We start from the raw sequence: 18,035 nt of genomic DNA on the forward strand, positions 1-18,035 counted from the left end.
ACAAAATGGGTATCAACGTCGATTTGACGGTCGTCTGGGCTTTCATCATCGCCTTCGCCGTATTCATGTACGTTGTCATGGACGGGTTCGACCTGGGCATCGGCATCCTGTTCCCGAGCTTCAAAGTTGGGGATGAGCGCGATCAGGCGATGAATTCGATCGCGCCGGTGTGGGACGGCAACGAAACATGGCTGGTGCTGGGCGGCGGCGGGCTATTCGCTGCCTTCCCGCTCGCCTATGGTGTCGTCCTGACCGCGACCTACCCACTTATTATCGCGATGCTTTTGGGGCTCGTTTTTCGTGGCGTGGCCTTTGAATTCCGCTGGCGCGACCCACGGCACCGTGCGCTATGGGACATTGCGTTCAGCCTGGGCTCGTTCATAGCCGCCTTTGCGCAGGGCGTGACGCTGGGCGCGATCCTCCAAGGCGTTCAGGTCGAAAACCAGGCCTATGCCGGTGGCTGGCTCGACTGGTTGACCCCGTTCAGCCTGTTGACCGGCGCTGGGGTGGTCATCGGCTACGCGCTGCTCGGCGCTGCCTGGCTGATCTGGAAAGTCGAAGGTAGCGCAGAGGCGCATGCCCGCCGGCTGGCGCTGTGGGCCGGGGCAGGCACGCTGGTCGCGATGGCGGCGGTCAGCGCCGCCACCCCGTTCCTGCAGTTCGAATATTGGAAGCGCTGGTTCGACATGCCCGGCGTGCTGGCGACGGCGCAAGTGCCGCTGCTTACCGGGATCGTCGCTTTCCTGTTTTTCCGCAAACTGCGCGGCGGGGCCACCGCTGCACCGTTCCTGCTTGCGCTGGCCCTGTTCGCGTTAGGATTTGCAGGACTTGGTATCAGCCTATTTCCTTACATCGTGCCCGACAGCATCACCATATGGGATGCCGCCGCGCCCGAGCGGAGCCAGATATTCATGTTGGTGGGGACTGCAATCATCATGCCGGTCATCCTTGCCTATACTGGATGGGCCTATTGGGTCTTTCGTGGCAAAGTTGGCACGCACGGCTATCACTGATGAAGTATACGCCCTTTTGGAAGCGGCTGGGATGGATGGCGCTGATCTGGACCGGCAGCGTTGTTGCGCTCGGTGCAGTATCGATGATTATGCGCTTCTGGCTGAAGACTTGATCGCTAGCGTGACATCGACAGGCAGTCAGTTTTCGCCATAAAGGTTGCGCTGCGAACGATCGATCTCGTCAGCATAGCGTTTGCGAACGTATTTTTCGGTCAGCATACCCAAAATCCGTCGATCTTCATCGACAACGATTAGATCGTCGGCTCCACTCACGTCGAATGATCTCTAATAAGCAGCGGGGTTTCATGTCTATCCGGCGCTTACACAGCAAAAAGTTGATAATAATAGGTATGTTGAATTGTTCTGTCAGAACTGTCCGCAAATTTCGGACAGGCGATGGCTGGATCAAGCCGCTGTTTGGTACAACGAAGGCGCAAAATCGAGATAATCTAGAAATCTGGCCACCGTTGCTGCCCCGTGTTTGTTGGCCGAACCGTGCTCATAAATATGCAAATTAAGATGGTTGCGAGCTCCCGCAACCAATCTGATAAGTATCAAGCCGTTCCGGATTATCCCGGAGCGGTTTTCATGCCTTTTTTGTCGGATTTGCGCCGTTTCCCGAGAAACCAACGTGGCTCAGCTGATCGCGGCAAATCCCAGGACGTCGATTTGCATTTGGGGGTATTTTCTGGGGTAATCGCCCGCGTCCAGCAGGAGATACCGCCATGCCGCTCAAGGAGTTCCAAGTCCGCTACGCAACCAAGCGTTCGAAGGATTATAAGTTGGACACCTCGAAGAACCGTTGGATTTGGGCGTAGGTTCGATGGTGCGGATTGAGGCGGCATGGCAGGAGTGATGTTGCGGCGTATTTGTCGGTGATTTCGATATTGCCGGTGCTGATCTGCCCCCACCGAGTGGATCGATTGGTTTGTTAGTGCATTAAGCTCATCGCCGCCATATCCGGGTGGAGGTGGAGCGAAGCGGAACCGGAGGCCGGATATGGCGGTGTTGCCGTTTCCGGGGCCGGTGGTCGATAGCCCAGGCTGTTATGCGGGCGGACGGTGTTGTAATGCCGCCGCCAGGCTTCGATTAGCACTTTGGCCTCGGCGAGGCTGTAGAAGATCTCGCCGTTGAGCAGTTCGTCGCGAAGCGACCCGTTGAAGCTTTCGTTATAGCCATTCTCCCATGGTGAACCCGGCGTGATGTAGAGCGTCTTCACGCCGATCTGCCCAAACCATTTCTGTACGGCAGTCGCGATAAATTCGCTGCCATTATCGGACCGTATATGCGCCGGTGGCCCGCGCGAGATGAACAGTTCGGCGAGCGCTGCCAGAAGTACGCATCCGATAGCCGCCGCGAGTTGTCGCGGTGCCGGGGTTCATGCGGCGATTTCTTCGGGGGCCTGCTGCTGAGCAGCTTTCCAATGCCAAGGGAGGAGTTTGTGAAGGCGGTTTTGTGGGATGTCGGCGATCCGGGCGAGGACGTCGGTGAACCAGGCGAGCGGATCGACGTCGTTGAGCCGAGCCGTGCCGAACAGGCTGAACATCATCGCGGCGCGCTGGCCGCCACGGTCTGAGCCCACGAACAGCGAGGTTTTCCTTCCTCGATCAACGCTGCGCAGTTGGCGCTCCGCGGCGTTGTTTGAGAGACAGGCGGTCAGCGGTGAGCCCATGCGTCTCCAGCAGCAGGCACAGGGGGTTCACCGCCACGCAGATCGCGCCGATCTGATCCGCGAGCGTCGAGAGGCTCAAGGGAATGCCTTCGGCCTCGATCCGATCACGCTGGCTATTGAGGGGCTGGTGTAGACCGTACTTCTGGAAGGCCAGGTTTGCCAGGAAGTGCGGCCCGAACATCCCGCGCGGCGTCACGTGGAAGGGCGCCGGTGGCTGGCTGATCTTCTCGCACTTACGGCACGAGACCTTTTCCTGGACCGTCTGGATCACCTTGTGGCGGGCGGGAACTCTCTCGAGCGTTTCGGTGATCGCCGGGGGAAGATGGCTCAGATCGTCCGAACCGCAGCACGGGCAAAGCTCTGGCGCCGGGATAACGACCTTCTCGCGCGGTACGTCGGCAGGGAAGTCGCGGCGGGTGGAACGCTTGCGGGTGAACGCTGCAACCGTGCTGGTCTTGTCGGCCGCAATTTGGCCAAGCCGTTCGGCCTCGCTGGCATTGGCCTCGAGTTCCTCGAAGGTGAGTTCGAGCTGACCCAGCAGGCGCCGGCTGCGCTCGGAATTCGCGCCGTATTTGTCGCGGCGCATCGCCTCGTTCATCAGCTCGAGGTAGGCGTTGCGGGCCAGCGCGGCGAGATCGTTGACTGCCACGCTGTTTTGCTGACATGCGCGGCTACAATATCGGCGGTAAGCATGATGAGCGTTTCGTCGGCGGACATATGACGTCTCTCCTTATTTGCGACCACGGGAGATTATCCGTTGACAGCCGTTAGGTCATATTACCAGTACCGGATCTCGCAACTATTGCCGTCCATCCGCTGTCGACCCTTCAGAGACGTTCATCCGTCAAATTTCCATCGCCAAATGCAGACGTACCGCTTAGGTCGTGGAAGATAGCGCCGTTCCACCTGAACGTGCCGGTACATTTTTGAGTCCATAGAATGAACTGCGGTCGATATTTCGAGGTTCACCTTGTCCGAACGCTTGCAAGTCCTGCTGCAACATCTCCTTCCCAAGCAGGCCCTGACCAGTCTCGCTGGCAGCATCGCGAGCGCAAGCGCCGGTTCAGTAACGACCCGATTGATCCGCTGGTTCGTCAGAAGATATGGCGTGGACATGACCGAAGCCGCCAACGCGGACATAGCGAGCTATAAAAGCTTCAATGACTTCTTCACCCGGCCGCTCAGGACCGGCGCACGCTCGTTGGCCCGTGCCGATTTCATCTGTCCGTGCGACGGTGCGATCAGTCAATTCGGTGCCATCGACGACCATCACATCCTCCAGGCCAAAGGGCATGGCTTTACCACTGCGGAATTGGTCGGCGGCGATGGCGAGCTGGCGGCCAAGTTCCGCCACGGCAGTTTCGCTAACCTGTATCTCTCGCCAAGAGACTACCACCGTCTGCACATGCCCTGTGATGGCATATTGACCCGCATGATCTATGTGCCGGGTGCTTTTTCTCGGTCAATCCGGTCACCGCACGGGGCGTGCCCAATCTGTTTGCGCGCAATGAGCGGGTAGTGTGCGCCTTTGAGTCGCCCGAACATGGCTCGTTTGTAATGGTATTGGTTGGCGCCACCATTGTTGGCAGCATCGCCACGGCATGGCACGGCGTGGTCAATCTGAAACGCACTAAAAAGCCGTTCAAATGGACGTATCCTGACCAGCATATTCACATTAAGCAGGGTGAGGAAATGGGTCGCTTCCTGCTCGGCTCGACCATTGTGATGCTCTTCAGGGAAAGCGGCATTGCTTTTAACGAAGAGTGGACAACGGAACGACCTGTGCGGCTTGGCGAAATAATGGGTAGCCGCGCGACTTGAGGCCCTGGTCGGTGGCCTCAAGTCGATTCTGCCCCCTGCTATGGACTTGGTCGGTAATTTCAGATCGGCAGCGACAGACAAGAATTTACATGGATGTCTATACGGCAAACCTTGTGGAGGAGCGTCTGATGGCCCCGTCATTGATCGGACCGACGCTTTCCCATGCCACGGTCGCGGTCAAAACCGAGTACGTAACGTCACGCCGTAGGTCCGCGGATCACCCAGCGTGCCGGTAATGGAGCCGGTATTGCCGGCCGACAGGCTCTGATAATAATCCTTGTTGAAAAGGTTGCGGCCCCACAATTGCAGATCCACGCTGCCGTCGAGCGCCCGCACGCCGATGCGGGCGTTGAGCAGGCTGTAGCTCGGGATCAGCGAATAGCGCGACAGGCTGGCGGTCGTGTAGAAATTGGACCGATAACTGTAATCGGCGCCGAAATAGGCCTCCACATCCTGGCCCAGCGCCTTGCCGACGGCCGTCTCGGCTTCCCCGCCCGCTGAGAACGCCCATTTCGAAACGCCTGGCAGGCGATCGCCCGACAGGTCGCACAGCGTCTGCCCGTTCGTCTCGATCGGGCATGGCGCGTTGGGGTAGCTGACATATTGTGCGTCGGTAAAGGTGCCGGACCCATAAATCGACAGCCACGGCGTCGGGGCAGCGCGCAGATCCGCCTCGATGCCGCGCGTGCGCACTTTACCGACATTGGTGAAGAAAGAGATGTTGTTGCGATCGACATCGACGATCGTGGTCTGATAGTCGCTTACGTCCGTCCAGAAACCGGCGAGATTGGCAGTCAGCTTGTTCGCCCACCAACTGGTCTTGAGCCCCACTTCATAGCTGTTGATCGTTTCAGGCCTGATGACGGGATCAGCGGCGTAGGGGCCTGTGGTCGTGATGTTGGCTAGGTTGAGGCCGCCAAATTTGTTGCCCCGGCCATAGGTGGCATAGAGCAGCGCGTCGGGCGTGACTTTCCAGGACAGGGTCGCCTGGCCGGACAGGCGGCCTTCCTTGGTCCGCGCCTCATAATAGTTGGTTGCGCCATAACGCGCGCGAATGGTCAGGGCAGCCGCCTGTTGCGCAACGGTGAGCCCGGCCAGGCTGGCCCCGGTCGTCTCCTGATCGAACCAGCCGCTCTTGGTTTCATAGGTATAGCGCAGGCCCGTCGTCAGATCGACCGTGGGGGTGATGTGCCAGATCGTCTGGCCGAACGCGGCATAGCTGTTCGTCACCGGCTTGGAATGGCTAATGATCGTATAGCCGTTCAATGCGGCCGCACCGACCACCGGATCTACGCTGGGCGCCAGGAACCAGGCCGCCGCATCCCGGCCATAGGCATTGAGCGCTTCCGCCTTGATCGACTGCCAGAGATAATAAAGCCCGGCGATGTAATCGACCTTGCGCTCACCTTCCGACGCGATGCGCAATTCCTGGCTGAACTGCTGCTGATTGTTGCTCTGGTGGAAATCGGTGCCGGCATCCAGGCGCGTGCTGTCGCCGTCATTATGCGGATACCAGTCCCAGCGGCGCCAGGCGGTGACGGACGTCAGGCTATGCCCGGCCAAGCTCAAGTCGGCGATGGCGGACACGCCGCCCTGCCGCATCTTGTAACGCGGATTGCCATCGACATCGACGATCCGGTCGCCCGGCGCTGCCGTCACCGTCTGTAAGCCCAGCCGTGTCGCCCGGTCATTATAATTGTTCGCGAAGTTCACGCCATTGTCGTAGCTGCGGATCACGCCGGTCAGCACGGCGGCGGCGGTTTGCGATTTCTGAAACCCATAATCGCCGATCACCCGCAGCTTGAAATTCTCGGTCGGGGTGAACAGCAACTGGCCGCGCAGGCCGAAATCATGATAATCCTGCGTCTTGCTGCCGTCATAACGATTGGTGACATAACCGTCGCGATCGGTCTTCGACACATAGAGGCGCCCGGCCAGTACATTATCGATCAGTGCACCGCTGGCATAGGCATGCAGTTGGCGGAAATCGTAATTGCCATAGGTCACGTCGCCGCCAAATTCGGGATCGAAGGTCGGCGACTTGGTCGTCACGACGACGGCACCGGCCGATGTATTCTTGCCGAACAATGTGCCCTGCGGGCCGCGCAGCACTTCGATCCGCTCGATATCCGCCAGGTCGAACACCGCCTGCCCCGGCCGCGCCAGATAGACCTGGTCCATATAGACGCCCACCGCCGGTTCCAGTCCGTCATTATAGACCGACACATTGTTGCCAAGGCCACGAATATTGATGCTCGTGTTGCGCGGATTGGTGACGGTCACCACCAGACTGGGGCTGAGCGCCTGAAGATCGCGCAGATTATAGGTGCGGGTTGCCGCCAGTTGTTCGCCGCCATAGCTGTTTGCGGCGACCGGTACGTCCTGGATCTTCTCGTTTCGGCGACGCGCGGTAATGATGATTTCACCGCCGCTCGAATCGCCATCCTCTACCGCAGCTGGAACGGGCGTCGCATCGGCGGCATGGGCGGGCGCGGACAAGCTTGTCGCTGACAGGGCGGCCAGAACCGCAAGCGAAGACGAGTGAAGCAGCGTGGTCATGAAACCCCCATTATGTTGCGACCGGCACGATTGAGTCTTTCTCAATGCCGCAACTAGAGAATTGATTGGAATTCTGGCGAGACAGTTTTTCTATCGATCTCATAGACAATAGATTGTTTCGAATCTCACCGGCCGTCGCATAGGTCTCCGGATCATTCAGAGTCGGATCAGGGAGTTGGGCCGGTGAACAAGATATTGAAATCAGCTATTTTATTGGCAGCCAGCGCCTTGTCCGGCCCCTTATGCGTGTCGGCGCAGGACAAGTCGGCACCAACCGCAATCCCTGCTGGCACCCGCCAGCCAAACTTCCTGCTGATTGTCGCCGACGATCTGGGCTGGTCGGATTTGGGCGCGTTCGGCGGGGAGATCGCGACGCCGAATCTGGATTCCATCGCCAATGGCGGTGTCCGTTTCACCGGCTTTCACACGGCCCCCACCTGCTCGCCCACCCGGTCGATGTTGCTAAGCGGCGTCGACAATCATCAGGCGGGCCTTGGCAGTATGGCCGAAACGCTTCAGCCCGATCAGACCGGCCAGCCCGGCTATGAAGGCTATCTCAACGATCGGGTCGCCTCGATCGCCGAACTGCTGCATCAGGGCGGCTATCGCACGCTGATGTCGGGCAAATGGCATCTTGGCCTGACGCCCGAACGGGGCCCGGCCGCGCGCGGTTTCGAACGCTCCTACGCCTTGCTCCAGGGCCTGGGCAATCATTTCGGCGCGGATCAGAACAAGGCATGGAAAGCCATCGACGCCGCGCCGACCTATCGCGACAATGGCAAGCTGGTCACTTATCCCAAGGGGCGTTTCTCCGCGGATTATTTCACCGACCGGCTGATCGGCTTCCTGCAGGAAGGGTCGAAGGATCAACGCCCCTTCTTCGCCTATCTTCCCTATTCCACGCCACACTGGCCAATTCAGGCGCCGCCCGAAGACATCGCCAAATATAAGGGCCGCTATGACGCCGGGTATGAAGCGTTGCGGGACGCGCGCCTTCAGCGGCAGAAGGCACTGGGCCTGGTGCCCGCCGATCTGACCCCCCATGACTGGCAGGATGTAAAGCCCTGGGCATCGCTGACGGATGCGGAAAAGGCGATCGAGGCGCGCAAGATGGAAGTCTATGCCGCGATGGTCGACCGGATGGACCAGAATGTCGGGCGCGTCGTTGCAACGCTCAAGGCGCTTGGCCGCTATGACGATACGGTCATCATTTTCCTGGCCGACAATGGCCCGGAAGGCAATGTGATCGACGCCCCGCACCAGGCCGTGCTGAAGCCGGAGGGCAAGGCGAAGCTGGGCATCGACAACAGCTTGGGCAATATCGGCAAGGCGACATCCTATCTGGGCTATGGCCCCGGTTGGGCGCAGGCCAACAGTTCGCCGTCTTGGCTGGTGAAGGGCTATCCCACTGAAGGCGGGACGCGCGTCACGGCCTTTGCCAGCGGCCCCGGCATAGCGGGACAGCGGATCGCCACTGGCCTGCTCAACGTGACCGATGTCGCCCCGACGCTGCTTGATCTGGCAGGAATTCAACAACCTGCGACCTTTGGCGGCCGCGCGATCCTGCCCTTCCAGGGGCATAGCCTGCGTCCGGTATTTGCCGGCACCGCAGCGCAGGTGCGTCAACCGACCGAAGCCGTCGGGACAGAGTTGTTCTACCGTCGCGCGCTTCGCAAGGGGGACTGGAAGGCGGTCTTCCTGCCCAAGACGGGCAGCGCCTATCCGCGTCAGGGCTATGGCACCGGGATATGGCAGTTGTTCAACGTGGCTAAGGATCCCGCCGAAGCCCATGACCTGTCGGCCAGCAAACCTGCAAAGCTACAGGAACTGATCGGCGACTGGGACAGCTATGCCAAAGCCAAGGGCGTGGTCGTACCGGCTCCCGCCCCGGTGCAGGGCGAAACGAAGAAATGAGGATGTGGCACCGGACGGCCGCCCTGATGCTGCTCGCCACCGGCGCGCCGACGCTCCTGGGCGCCGCCCCGGTGGCGCGGCCTGCAAAAGCGGCGCGATGCGAGACGCAAGATGGCCGCCTACTCGTGCCCGCCGGTTCGGTGCTGCTGGGCGAGGATGGCGAAGGACGCCCCGGCCGCAAGGTCGATGTTGCCGCTTTCTGGATCGACCGGCACGAAGTGACCAACCGGCAATTCGCCGCCTTCGTTCACGCGACCGGATATCGAACCGCGGCCGAACGCGAAGGCGGATCGGCTATCTTTGTCCAGCCGACCGAACCCGTGACGCTCGACAACGCCGGCTTATGGTGGCGGTATCGCAAGGGCGCGGACTGGCGGCATCCGCATGGGCCGGGCAGCGACATCGCCGGGCGGGAGGACTGGCCCGTCATCCATGTCGATTATGAAGATGCCAGCGCCTATGCGCGCTGGTCAGGCGGGGCATTGCCCAACGAAGCGCAATGGGAACGCGCGGCGCGGGGTGATCAAGCGGCTGCGCGTGATCCACGCAGTTGGGCCTATGAAGGCGATAGCCATCCCATCGCCAACAGTTGGCAAGGCGTCTTCCCGGTCCGCGACACCGGCAATGACGGTTATGTCGGACTGGCCCCTGTCGGCTGCTTTCCCGCGAACAGTTTTGGCCTGCGCGATATGGTAGGCAATGTGTGGGAATGGACCAGTGAGCAACGCGAGGGCAGCGGCCTCATCAAAGGCGGCTCCTATCTGTGCGCGATGAATTATTGCGCCAATTTCCGGCCCGCCGCTTTCCAGGCGCAAGAACGCGACCTTGGTACGTCGCATATTGGCTTCAGGACGATCAGGCCTGCGTCGGGTACGTGATGGCCGCCGGTATGCGGCAGGTGACTTCAGCATAACCAATAGCCCTATCAGGAGGCCTCGTTATTCAAACGGCGCCTGATTGCCTAAATACAGCGCTCCTCCAGCTTATTCAGGACATATCATGGGCACGCGGCAGCTTCATCTCGGCGCTATCCTTACGGGCGTGGGCAACGATCAACATGTCTGGCGGCATCCCGATGTTCCGGGGAATGCCAGCATCGATATCGACTGGTATATCCGCCATGCGAAACTGGCGGAAGATGCGAAGTTCGACCTTATCTTCATCGTCGATTCGCCCTATATCACGCCCGATACGTCACCCCATTTTCTGAACCGGCTGGAGCCTTTGACGCTGTTGTCCGCGGTCGCGAGCCATACGTCGCATATCGGCCTGGTCGGCACGCTGACCACCAGCTATTGGGAACCCTATAATGTCGCGCGCCAGTTCGGATCGCTCGACCATATCAGCCGCGGACGCGCAGGCTGGAACGTCGTTACTACGGGTCTGGAAGGCGCCGCGCGCAATTACGGCAGGGACGAGCATTTCGAACATGGTGTGCGCTACGAGCGCGCACTCGAATTCGTGCGGGTCGTCCAGGGTCTGTGGGACAGCTATGAGGATGACGCATTTCCGGCCGACAAGGATGGCGGCCTGTTCCTGCACAAGGACAAGCAGCATCCGCTGAACCACAAGGGCAAGCATTTTTCGGTCGCGGGTCCGCTCGCCCTCACCCGATCGCGCCAGGGACAGCCGGTGATCTTCCAGGCGGGTGACAGCAGCGAGGGGCGCTATCTGGGCGCGAACATCGCGGAAGGCACCTTCGCCGCATCGCCCGATTTCGAATCCGGTCGCGAATATTATGCCGACTTGAAGGCCCGCGCCGCAGCGCTTGGCCGCAATCCCGACAAGATCAAGGTGCTGCCGGGCCTGTTCCCGATCATCGCCGACACCGATGAGGAAGCGCAACGCATCGCCCGCGAGCAGGTCGATAATCTGGATATCGACAAGCTGCTGGTCCAGCTCGGCCGCGCGTTCAACTATCATGATTTCCGGCAATATGATCTGGACGCGCCCTTCCCTGATCTGACCGGCGTCACCCTCAACAGCTATAAGGGGGCCGCGGAACGGTTGATTCGTATCGCCCGAGACGAGCAGCTGACGCTGCGCCAGGCCGCCTATCGCAATCAGTGGGCCAAGGGCTTCGTCGGGTCGCCGGCAACCATTGCAGACGAGATCGAGCGCTGGTTCAACGGCCGCGCGGCCGACGGCTTCAACCTGAATGTCGGCACGCCGGACAGCTTCGCGCTGTTTCGCGAAGGCGTGGTGCCCATCCTCCAGCAACGCGGCCTTTTCCGCAAAGACTATGCGCATGACACGCTGCGCGGCCACCTGGGCCTGCCGGTGCCGGAAAATCGCCATGCCCAAGCACCAGTGGCGATCGCCGCCGAATGAGCGATGGCGTGACCGTCCGTGCCGATGTGCTCATCATCGGCGGCGGCATGGCGGCGGCATGGGCGGCCATCGCCGCTGCAAAGACAGGCGCATCGACCATCCTGGTGGACAAAGGCTATGTCGGCACGAGCGGCGTGACCGCGACCGCCGGCCCCAATCACTGGTGGGTGCCGCCCGATCCGGTGCGCCGCCGCGAGATCATCGAGCGGAAATGGGCAGATGGCTTCGAGCTGGGCGATCCGGCCTGGATGGAACGGATCATTGATATCACGTGGCGCACGCTGCCCGACCTGGCGCGCTATTATCCGTTCGGATCGGATGGCAGGGGTGGCACCTATTATAGCGGGGTGCGCGGGGCGGAATATATGCGCGCGCTGCGCACTTATGCCGTGGCGGCAGGCGCCCGGATTTTGGATCATCATCCAGCGACACAGTTGCTGGTGGACCAGGATGGCGCTGTTGCAGGCGCATGCGGCCACGCCCGGCTGACCGGCCAGGACTGGAAGATACATGCTCCGGCCGTCATCATGGCGACGGGCGGCTGCGCCTTCCGATCCGGCCTGATCGGCAGTCACGGCAATAGCGGCGATGGCTATCTGCTGGCGGCGGAAGCGGGGGCGGAACTGTCCGGCATGGAATTTTCCATCCAATATACCGTGTCGCCAGCCTGGGCATCGACCCGCACTCTGCCTTATGGCGCTGCGCGCTATTATGATGCGCGAGGCGTGGAGATCATCCAGCCGCCACGCGGCCATGCCCATTATCAGGCGTTAGGCGCAGCCCTGCTGGAAGGTCCGGTCTATGCGGACCTGATCGACGCGCCGGTCGAATTGCCGCCGATCCTGCACGACATCCAGCCCTTCACCCCGCCGCCGTTCGTGCGGAAGGGGATAGACATGTTCAAGCAACGCTGGCCGATCAAGCTGTTCGGCGAAGGCACGATCCGGGGCAATGGCGGACTGCGCATCGTGGACGATATGTGCGGGACCAGCGTGACCGGCCTTTATGCCGCGGGTGACGCGGCGACGCGCGAACTGGTGACCGGGGCGATCAGCGGCGGGGGCGCGGTCAACAGCGCCTGGGCGCTCAGTTCCGGCCAGATCGCGGGCGCTGCCGCCGCGCGACGCGGCCTGGCGCTGCGCGGTGAGGCGGCGGGCAAGGCGCGGATGGCCGGCACGGTCGCCATGCACCCCCGATTAACCGAACAGCCGATCGACCGAAAGGCGATCGAGGCGGATGTCGATCATCATATGAACGGCTATCAGCACGCCCTGTGGCGGAGCGAAGGGCAACTCACGCAATCGCTGGCCTTGCTCGACGCGCATTGGCGCATGATCGGCGACCATGGTCGCGCTCAAGGGCTGGCGTTGGTGGGATTGCGGGAAACGGCAGCGATGGTGGCTACGGCGCGCTGGTGCACCGCGGCGGCGCTCGCCCGCAAGGAAAGCCGGGGCGTCCATGTCCGGGTCGATGCGCCGGGGCTGGACCCTGGCGGCAATGTCCGCCTGCTGACGGGCGGGTTGGATCAGCTTTGGACGCGGCCGGAAAGCCGCAGCTATGCGGAGGCGGCGGAATGATCGCGCATATCTTCGATGACCTGTGCAATGGCTGCAACAGTTGCGTCACCATTTGCCCGACTCATGTGTTCGACGCCGGCAACAGCGCGCCGGTCATAGCCCGGCCGGACCAGTGCCAGACCTGTTATATGTGCGAACTTTATTGCGTGTCCGACGCCATCTATGTCGGCCCGGATTCGCACGCTGCAGAGATCATCGATCCCGAAACGATCCGGGCATCGGGGCATCTTGGCCGGGTCCGGCACGATCATGGATGGGACCGGCCGGATGAGGCGGGTCATCTGGACCATTATCGGCTGCTCGGCCCATTATTGCAGGAAGGCGGCGAAACCGCCGCTCAACGCTATCGCGCGTTGGCGACGTCGCGGGAGTAAATGCCAGGCTGAAATCCTGGCGTTCCGCACTAGCGATCATCGTTATTAGCGACCGAATTACGAGCCGGACCATCCCGCCTTCCTGAAGGCGGGATGGTCCGTAAAGCGTTCAGAATTTCACGCCCAACCGCGCATAATAGAAACCGCCGCTCAGGCCGAACGGCGCGAAGCTGCCATATTGGCCCAGTCCCGTGGCGGCCTGGATGACGCCGATCCGGTCGGGATAAACGTCGAACAGATTATTGGCACCGACGGCCAGGTTGATCGTCTTGGTCACCTGCGCCGAAATATCCAGGTCCGTGACCCATTTCGGGCTGTAGGTCCGGTCATCGGCGGTCGAGGTCTGGCTGGTCCCGGTTTCGGTATATTTGCCGAAGCGGGTGACGCGCAGCAGGCTGCGGATCGGGCCGATCGTCCATTCATTGCTCAGCACCAGCTTGTCGCGCGGCGTGGCGCTGGTGAGGTCGGCGCGGGCCTGACGACCGAAGAGGATGGTGTTGGTGAGGTTGCCGGGATTGGCGGCGACGTTGAGTATCTTGGTCTTGTTGTAACTATAGGCGGCGCTGAGCTTGAAGTCGCCGAACCCTGACGTGCGCAGCACATATTCGCTGACGACGTCGATTCCGCGGGTGCGGGTGTCGACGCCGTTGATGAAGAATTGCGCGCTGCTGATGCCGGGGACGCCGCGCTGGGCGAGGATCGCGGTGACCGCGGAGCTGGACAGGATCGCCTTAGCTTCGGCGCTATTCAGGATTTCGGTCTTCACGATCCGGTCGTCGATCCTGATCTGATAGCCGTCGACAGTCAGGCGGAAGGCGCCGCTTTCGAAGGTCGTGCCGGCGGTAAAGTTCAGCGACTTTTCCGCGGTCAGCGGCTTTGCTCCGAAGAATCCGGCGATCGGATCGTTGGGGGCCAGGAATTTGACCAGTTGCGGCACGATATTGCCGTTTACGATGACGCCTGTATTCTGGGAGGTGGAAAAGCCCTGCTGCGCCAGCGATGGTGCGCGAAAGCCGGTATTGACGCCGCCGCGGATGGCGAAGCCCGGCGCTATCTCATAGCGGGTCGAGAATTTGCCACTGACCGTGTCGCCCGAACTGTCGGTATAATGTTCGACCCGGCCCGCGACCCCGACGAACCAGCCCCTGGTGATGTTGGCGCCGACATCGACATAGGCGGCGACATTGTTGCGGGTCAGGACGAAGGCGTCGGCAGGCGTCGTGCCGGTGAAGGAGACGAGGCTGGCCGCCGGACGCTGGCCGCCATAGGCAAGCTGGAAGGGCGTGGTGCCGACGGGCACGACATAGCCGCCGTCGCGATAGCTGTCGGGTTCGCCCGCTTTGTTCTGATAGCGTTCCCACCGATGTTCGACGCCAAAGGCCAGTGTCAGCGGTTCTGCGAGTCCCAGGTCGAAGGTGCGGCTGAAGTCGGCATTATTGACCCACAGGCTGCTGATCTGCTTACCCATGAAGAAGCTGGTCTTGCTGCTCGGCCCCAGCGAAGGGTTGAGCGTATTGACCGCGCCCAGTTTCACATCGTCTCGGCCGAAACTGCTGCTGAAATCGGCGTCCAGCCCCGCCAGCGTGGTGCGGATGCCGCTGGTGATCTGAAAATCTGTTTCCCAGACCCGGCGCTTGGCGAGGAAGCCGTTGGGATAGAGTTCGGGTAGCGAGTTGATGTTGTTGGCGTTGAACTGGCCGCGACCGTCCTTGATGTCGCGATAGCTGAGCGTCGAGAAGCTGTAGAGCATGGTCGCGTCGCTGAGCGGCAATTCCGCATTATAGGAGCCGTTGGCGATATAGTCGCGATTGGTGCGGCCATAATTGCCGGCACGGTTGCGGTCGATCGTCGCTTCGCGCGGGTCGCGCGAGCCGTCGGCCAGGCGCGGGTAGAGATCGATGGAGTCCTTGACGGTCGCACCCGACGTATCGGCGCGGTCGTGGAACTTGCCTTCCACCGCGAAGCGGACAAAGCCGCCATCCGGGCCAAGGCGTGTGCCGTAGCTGACCGATTGCTGGATCAGTTCGCCGCCCTTTTCATAATGACTGCCGGTGGTGGTGGCGAATTCGCCGCCCTGGGGCGTGGCGTCGAGGATGAAGTTGATGACCCCGGAAATCGCATCCGACCCATATTGGGCGGCGGCGCCATCGCGCAGCACTTCAACCCGGCCTATCGCGTTGGCAGCGAGCAGGTCGAGATCGACCGGGACGCTGCCGCCCGAAACACGGGACAGGTTGTTGATCAGCGACGTGGTGTGGCGGCGCTTGCCATTGACCAGCACCAGCACATAGTCGCCGCTCAGCCCCCGGATTGAGATCGGCTTTGCGCCTGACGAGGTGCCGCCACCGCCCAGCGCCGGGACGGTAAGCGAAGGGACGATATTGCCCAATATATCCTTGAGGCCGACGCGCCCGGTCGCCTGCAATTCGCGCGTGTCTATCACGTCGATCGGCACCGGGCTGTCGGCGACGGTGCGAGGGCGTGCGCCACGCACCCCGGTCACCACGATGGCCCCGCCGTCGGCGATCGCATCGTCCGGCGCGGGATCGCTGGCGTCGGCGGCGAAGGCCGCATTGGTGGCCAGTGCGACAACGAGTGAGACAATAGATGCGGTAAATTTCAGTTGATGCGACAGGATCACGACCATTTCCCCCAAAAAATAATATGGTTCGCTATGGTGCTATCGCGTGCAGCTTCACAAATTAATCAAGTTAAACTCTATAGTAGTTTAGTTTAATTTTGTTTTTAGTTATAAATATATCTTAGGGTTGTTATCATATTATAACAAAAGATTCATCCAATGATCGCGACATTTTTATTTCCCCAGACTGACGAAAAGTATCGAGCACGATATTCTGATCTTGCACGACAGAGGATGTGATTGGAACCGTGCGACGGCTATTCTTGCGCACCATGGTCAGGGCAATATCGAACGGCAAACCTGTCTCTTTGGCCAGCACCTTGGCATAGGCATCAGGGTGCCCCGTCGCCCAGTCGAGCGCTTTGGCTTCGCGCTTTAGAAAGTCGGCCAGGATCGCCCGCTTGCGCGCGATCGACCGTTCGTTGGCGACTTCAAACGCATAGCCGTGGATCAGATTCTGCCCGTCGGCCACCACCCGCGCGCCTTCCGCTATCGCGGTAGAGGTATAGGGTGTCCAGCACGCCCAGGCATCGATGGTGTGCGAGGCGAAGGCGGCGCGCGTATCGCCCGGCGACAGCCAGGTGAAGATCACTGAGTCGGGGGACATGCCCATTTCATGCAGGGCGCGCAGGGCGAGATAATGGCCGATCGATCCGCGCGTGGTGGCGATGCGTTTGCCCTTGAGATCGGCGATGCTGCGCACTGGGGAATCCCCTGGCACGAGAATGGCGACCGCTTCGCTGGGGCGCGGGTCGGTCCGCTGCGCCGACACCGCCTTGATCGGTAGGCCGCTTTGGTAGGCGAACATGAAGGGCGCATCACCGGCAAGGCCGACATCGACCGCGCCGCTGCCGACCGCTTCGAGCAGAGTTTGCGCGGCAGGAAATTCGGCCCATTCGATTCGATAGCCAACGCCATCCAATGCGCCGGACGAGAGCATCAGCGCCTTGGTCCCGCCCTTCTGGCTGCCGACCGTCAGCGTGCCGCCCCCATCGCCGCTATCGCAGGCGGCGAGCAAGGCAGTGGTGAGTAGGCCCGCCAGGACGCGACGGCGCGATGGAAGAGGTATCATGCGAACGCTCTACAAGCCGGCGCGGACGGACGTTCCGGCAATCGCGTCATTGAACGAGCCATCATAGCCTTTATCTGCCTCTGGAATATGCGGGATGATTCCCGCTGCGTGGTAGCGTTCGAAAATCCGGCCCTGTTCGGCAATCAGCGCCGCATCGATCGGCACGGCATTGCCCAGATTGGCGCTGGCGGAAAAACGCGCGACATCGAAGGGGATGCCGGTTTCCTTTGCCAGCACCCGCGCATAATCGCCGGGATGGCGGCGCGCCCAGTCGCGCGCTCGCGCCAGCCGCGTGACATAGTCGGTCAGGATTGCGCGTTTCGCATCGATCGCTTTGTCGTTGGCGGCGTAGAAACCGACGCCGGTCGGCAGGTCGCCGCCATCGGCGATGATCCGGTCGCCATCCTCCAGCACGGCGATGCCAACATAACTGCCCCAGGTCGACCAGGCGTCTATCGCGCCGGTGGCCAGCGCCGCCTTGGCTTCGCCATTGGACAAATAGGTCCAGCGGATCGTTTTGGAATCGATCTTCGCCCGTTCGAGCAGGCGCAGCACCAGATCCTGGCCTGCCGATCCGCGGATGGTGGCGACCCGCTTACCCCGAAGATCGGCGAGCGTACGGATTCGGGAATCCTTGGGCACGACGATCGCCGACGCCTTGCCAGCACGGGTGCCCGCAGGCCGATAAGCGGTCACCGCCCGGATATGCGCGCCGCTGGCATAGGCGAAGGCGAAGGGTGCGCCGCCAATCCCACCGATATCGATCGCACCGGCGTCCAATGCCTCCAGCAACGGCGCGGCGGCGGGGAACAACGCCCATTTGATCCGGTAGGGCGCGCCTTTCAACTCGCCCGACGCCGTCAGCAGCGCCTGCGCCCCGCCGCGCTGGTCGCCGATGACGAGCACGTCATCAGCGCTTGCCTGGGGGCCGGGGCGGAGAAGCAACAAGGCCGATGCGGCCAGCGCCAGCACGAGCAGCGCGATGAACCAGAGGCGGGGGCGGCGTCGCGCCGCCCCCGCCGGATGGGATGCGACCAGATCGGTCATGGAACCCGGCGTCC

Annotated in this window: 13 protein-coding genes and 3 pseudogenes; 8 read left to right on the forward strand and 8 right to left on the reverse strand. The window is 61.5% G+C overall.

What is annotated here, in order from left to right:
• Nucleotides 1-5: 5 nt before the first annotated feature.
• Together cydB and HHL08_RS03585 are read left to right on the forward strand one after the other, a co-directional pair.
• The gene (gene cydB / locus HHL08_RS03580) at nt 6-1,013 is read left to right on the forward strand and encodes a cytochrome d ubiquinol oxidase subunit II (RefSeq protein ID WP_086486350.1); all 1,008 of its coding nucleotides are present in this window, start codon (nt 6-8) and stop codon (nt 1,011-1,013) included.
• Nucleotides 1,013-1,126, forward strand: a complete 114-nt coding sequence (locus HHL08_RS03585; RefSeq protein WP_086486351.1) for a DUF2474 domain-containing protein — start codon at nt 1,013-1,015, stop codon at nt 1,124-1,126. The genes cydB and HHL08_RS03585 overlap by 1 nt, the downstream gene beginning before the upstream one ends.
• A 25-nt stretch (nt 1,127-1,151) precedes the next feature.
• Here HHL08_RS03585 and HHL08_RS25895 read toward each other — a convergent pair whose 3' ends face one another.
• From HHL08_RS25895 to HHL08_RS03595, 4 genes and pseudogenes are all read right to left on the reverse strand, one after another.
• Nucleotides 1,152-1,286, reverse strand: a complete 135-nt coding sequence (locus tag HHL08_RS25895; protein WP_254908157.1) for a hypothetical protein — start codon at nt 1,284-1,286, stop codon at nt 1,152-1,154.
• 658 nt (nt 1,287-1,944) lie between these two features.
• A pseudogene (locus tag HHL08_RS03590) lies at nt 1,945-2,349 on the reverse strand (integrase core domain-containing protein); the annotation flags it as partial.
• Between the two features lie 42 nt (nt 2,350-2,391).
• Nucleotides 2,392-2,664: pseudogene (locus tag HHL08_RS26250) on the reverse strand (transposase domain-containing protein); the annotation flags it as partial.
• Nucleotides 2,621-3,283 (reverse strand): IS66 family transposase, encoded by a 663-nt coding sequence (locus HHL08_RS03595; RefSeq protein WP_456242929.1) that lies wholly within the window; start codon nt 3,281-3,283, stop codon nt 2,621-2,623. The pseudogene HHL08_RS26250 and the gene HHL08_RS03595, both read right to left, overlap by 44 nt.
• A gap of 516 nt (nt 3,284-3,799) precedes the next feature.
• On the opposite strand from HHL08_RS03595, the pseudogene asd reads away from it, so the two are divergent.
• A pseudogene (gene asd, locus HHL08_RS03600) lies at nt 3,800-4,506 on the forward strand (archaetidylserine decarboxylase).
• A gap of 177 nt (nt 4,507-4,683) precedes the next feature.
• On the opposite strand, the gene HHL08_RS03605 reads toward asd, so the two are convergent.
• A complete protein-coding gene (locus HHL08_RS03605) occupies nt 4,684-7,065 on the reverse strand; it encodes a TonB-dependent receptor (protein ID WP_169571126.1) in 2,382 nt (793 codons plus the stop codon).
• 192 nt (nt 7,066-7,257) lie between these two features.
• Here HHL08_RS03605 and HHL08_RS03610 point away from each other — a divergent pair, with 192 nt between their 5' ends.
• From HHL08_RS03610 to HHL08_RS03630, 5 genes are all read left to right on the forward strand, one after another.
• Entirely contained in the window at nt 7,258-8,979 is a 1,722-nt protein-coding gene (locus HHL08_RS03610) for an arylsulfatase (RefSeq protein WP_408021756.1), read from the forward strand.
• A 2-nt stretch (nt 8,980-8,981) separates the two neighbouring features.
• Nucleotides 8,982-9,857: a formylglycine-generating enzyme family protein gene (locus tag HHL08_RS03615; protein WP_169571128.1), complete on the forward strand. Its 876-nt coding sequence runs from the start codon at nt 8,982-8,984 to the stop codon at nt 9,855-9,857.
• A gap of 121 nt (nt 9,858-9,978) precedes the next feature.
• Nucleotides 9,979-11,310 (forward strand): LLM class flavin-dependent oxidoreductase, encoded by a 1,332-nt coding sequence (locus HHL08_RS03620; protein WP_169571129.1) that lies wholly within the window; start codon nt 9,979-9,981, stop codon nt 11,308-11,310.
• Complete coding sequence (locus tag HHL08_RS03625; protein WP_169571130.1) at nt 11,307-12,887, forward strand: FAD-dependent oxidoreductase; 1,581 nt, start codon at nt 11,307-11,309, stop codon at nt 12,885-12,887. Before HHL08_RS03620 ends, HHL08_RS03625 begins: the two co-directional genes overlap by 4 nt.
• Nucleotides 12,884-13,261: a 4Fe-4S dicluster domain-containing protein gene (locus HHL08_RS03630; RefSeq protein ID WP_169571131.1), complete on the forward strand. Its 378-nt coding sequence runs from the start codon at nt 12,884-12,886 to the stop codon at nt 13,259-13,261. Before HHL08_RS03625 ends, HHL08_RS03630 begins: the two co-directional genes overlap by 4 nt.
• Before the next feature lie 109 nt (nt 13,262-13,370).
• Here the strand turns inward: HHL08_RS03630 and HHL08_RS03635 are convergent, their stop codons facing one another.
• From HHL08_RS03635 to HHL08_RS03645, 3 genes are all read right to left on the reverse strand, one after another.
• Complete coding sequence (locus tag HHL08_RS03635) at nt 13,371-15,908, reverse strand: TonB-dependent receptor plug domain-containing protein (protein WP_169571132.1); 2,538 nt, start codon at nt 15,906-15,908, stop codon at nt 13,371-13,373.
• A gap of 127 nt (nt 15,909-16,035) precedes the next feature.
• The gene (locus tag HHL08_RS03640; protein ID WP_169571133.1) at nt 16,036-16,974 is read right to left on the reverse strand and encodes an ABC transporter substrate-binding protein; all 939 of its coding nucleotides are present in this window, start codon (nt 16,972-16,974) and stop codon (nt 16,036-16,038) included.
• Between the two features lie 9 nt (nt 16,975-16,983).
• Entirely contained in the window at nt 16,984-18,021 is a 1,038-nt protein-coding gene (locus tag HHL08_RS03645; RefSeq protein WP_169571134.1) for an ABC transporter substrate-binding protein, read from the reverse strand.
• Nucleotides 18,022-18,035: the final 14 nt, after the last annotated feature.

It is taken from the genome of Sphingobium psychrophilum (assembly GCF_012927105.1).
Classification (GTDB): domain Bacteria; phylum Pseudomonadota; class Alphaproteobacteria; order Sphingomonadales; family Sphingomonadaceae; genus Sphingobium; species Sphingobium psychrophilum.

What these genes read in the sequence shown, in the direction of transcription:
- cydB (WP_086486350.1), top strand. Translation starts at nt 6, where the DNA reads ATGGGTATCAACGTCGATTTGACGGTCGTCTGGGCTTTCATCATCGCC.
- HHL08_RS03585 (WP_086486351.1), top strand. Translation starts at nt 1,013, where the DNA reads ATGAAGTATACGCCCTTTTGGAAGCGGCTGGGATGGATGGCGCTGATC.
- HHL08_RS03595 (WP_456242929.1), bottom strand. Translation starts at nt 3,283, where the DNA reads ATGAACGAGGCGATGCGCCGCGACAAATACGGCGCGAATTCCGAGCGC.
- HHL08_RS03605 (WP_169571126.1), bottom strand. Translation starts at nt 7,065, where the DNA reads ATGACCACGCTGCTTCACTCGTCTTCGCTTGCGGTTCTGGCCGCCCTG.
- HHL08_RS03615 (WP_169571128.1), top strand. Translation starts at nt 8,982, where the DNA reads ATGTGGCACCGGACGGCCGCCCTGATGCTGCTCGCCACCGGCGCGCCG.
- HHL08_RS03620 (WP_169571129.1), top strand. Translation starts at nt 9,979, where the DNA reads ATGGGCACGCGGCAGCTTCATCTCGGCGCTATCCTTACGGGCGTGGGC.
- HHL08_RS03625 (WP_169571130.1), top strand. Translation starts at nt 11,307, where the DNA reads ATGAGCGATGGCGTGACCGTCCGTGCCGATGTGCTCATCATCGGCGGC.
- HHL08_RS03630 (WP_169571131.1), top strand. Translation starts at nt 12,884, where the DNA reads ATGATCGCGCATATCTTCGATGACCTGTGCAATGGCTGCAACAGTTGC.
- HHL08_RS03635 (WP_169571132.1), bottom strand. Translation starts at nt 15,908, where the DNA reads ATGGTCGTGATCCTGTCGCATCAACTGAAATTTACCGCATCTATTGTC.
- HHL08_RS03640 (WP_169571133.1), bottom strand. Translation starts at nt 16,974, where the DNA reads ATGATACCTCTTCCATCGCGCCGTCGCGTCCTGGCGGGCCTACTCACC.
- HHL08_RS03645 (WP_169571134.1), bottom strand. Translation starts at nt 18,021, where the DNA reads ATGACCGATCTGGTCGCATCCCATCCGGCGGGGGCGGCGCGACGCCGC.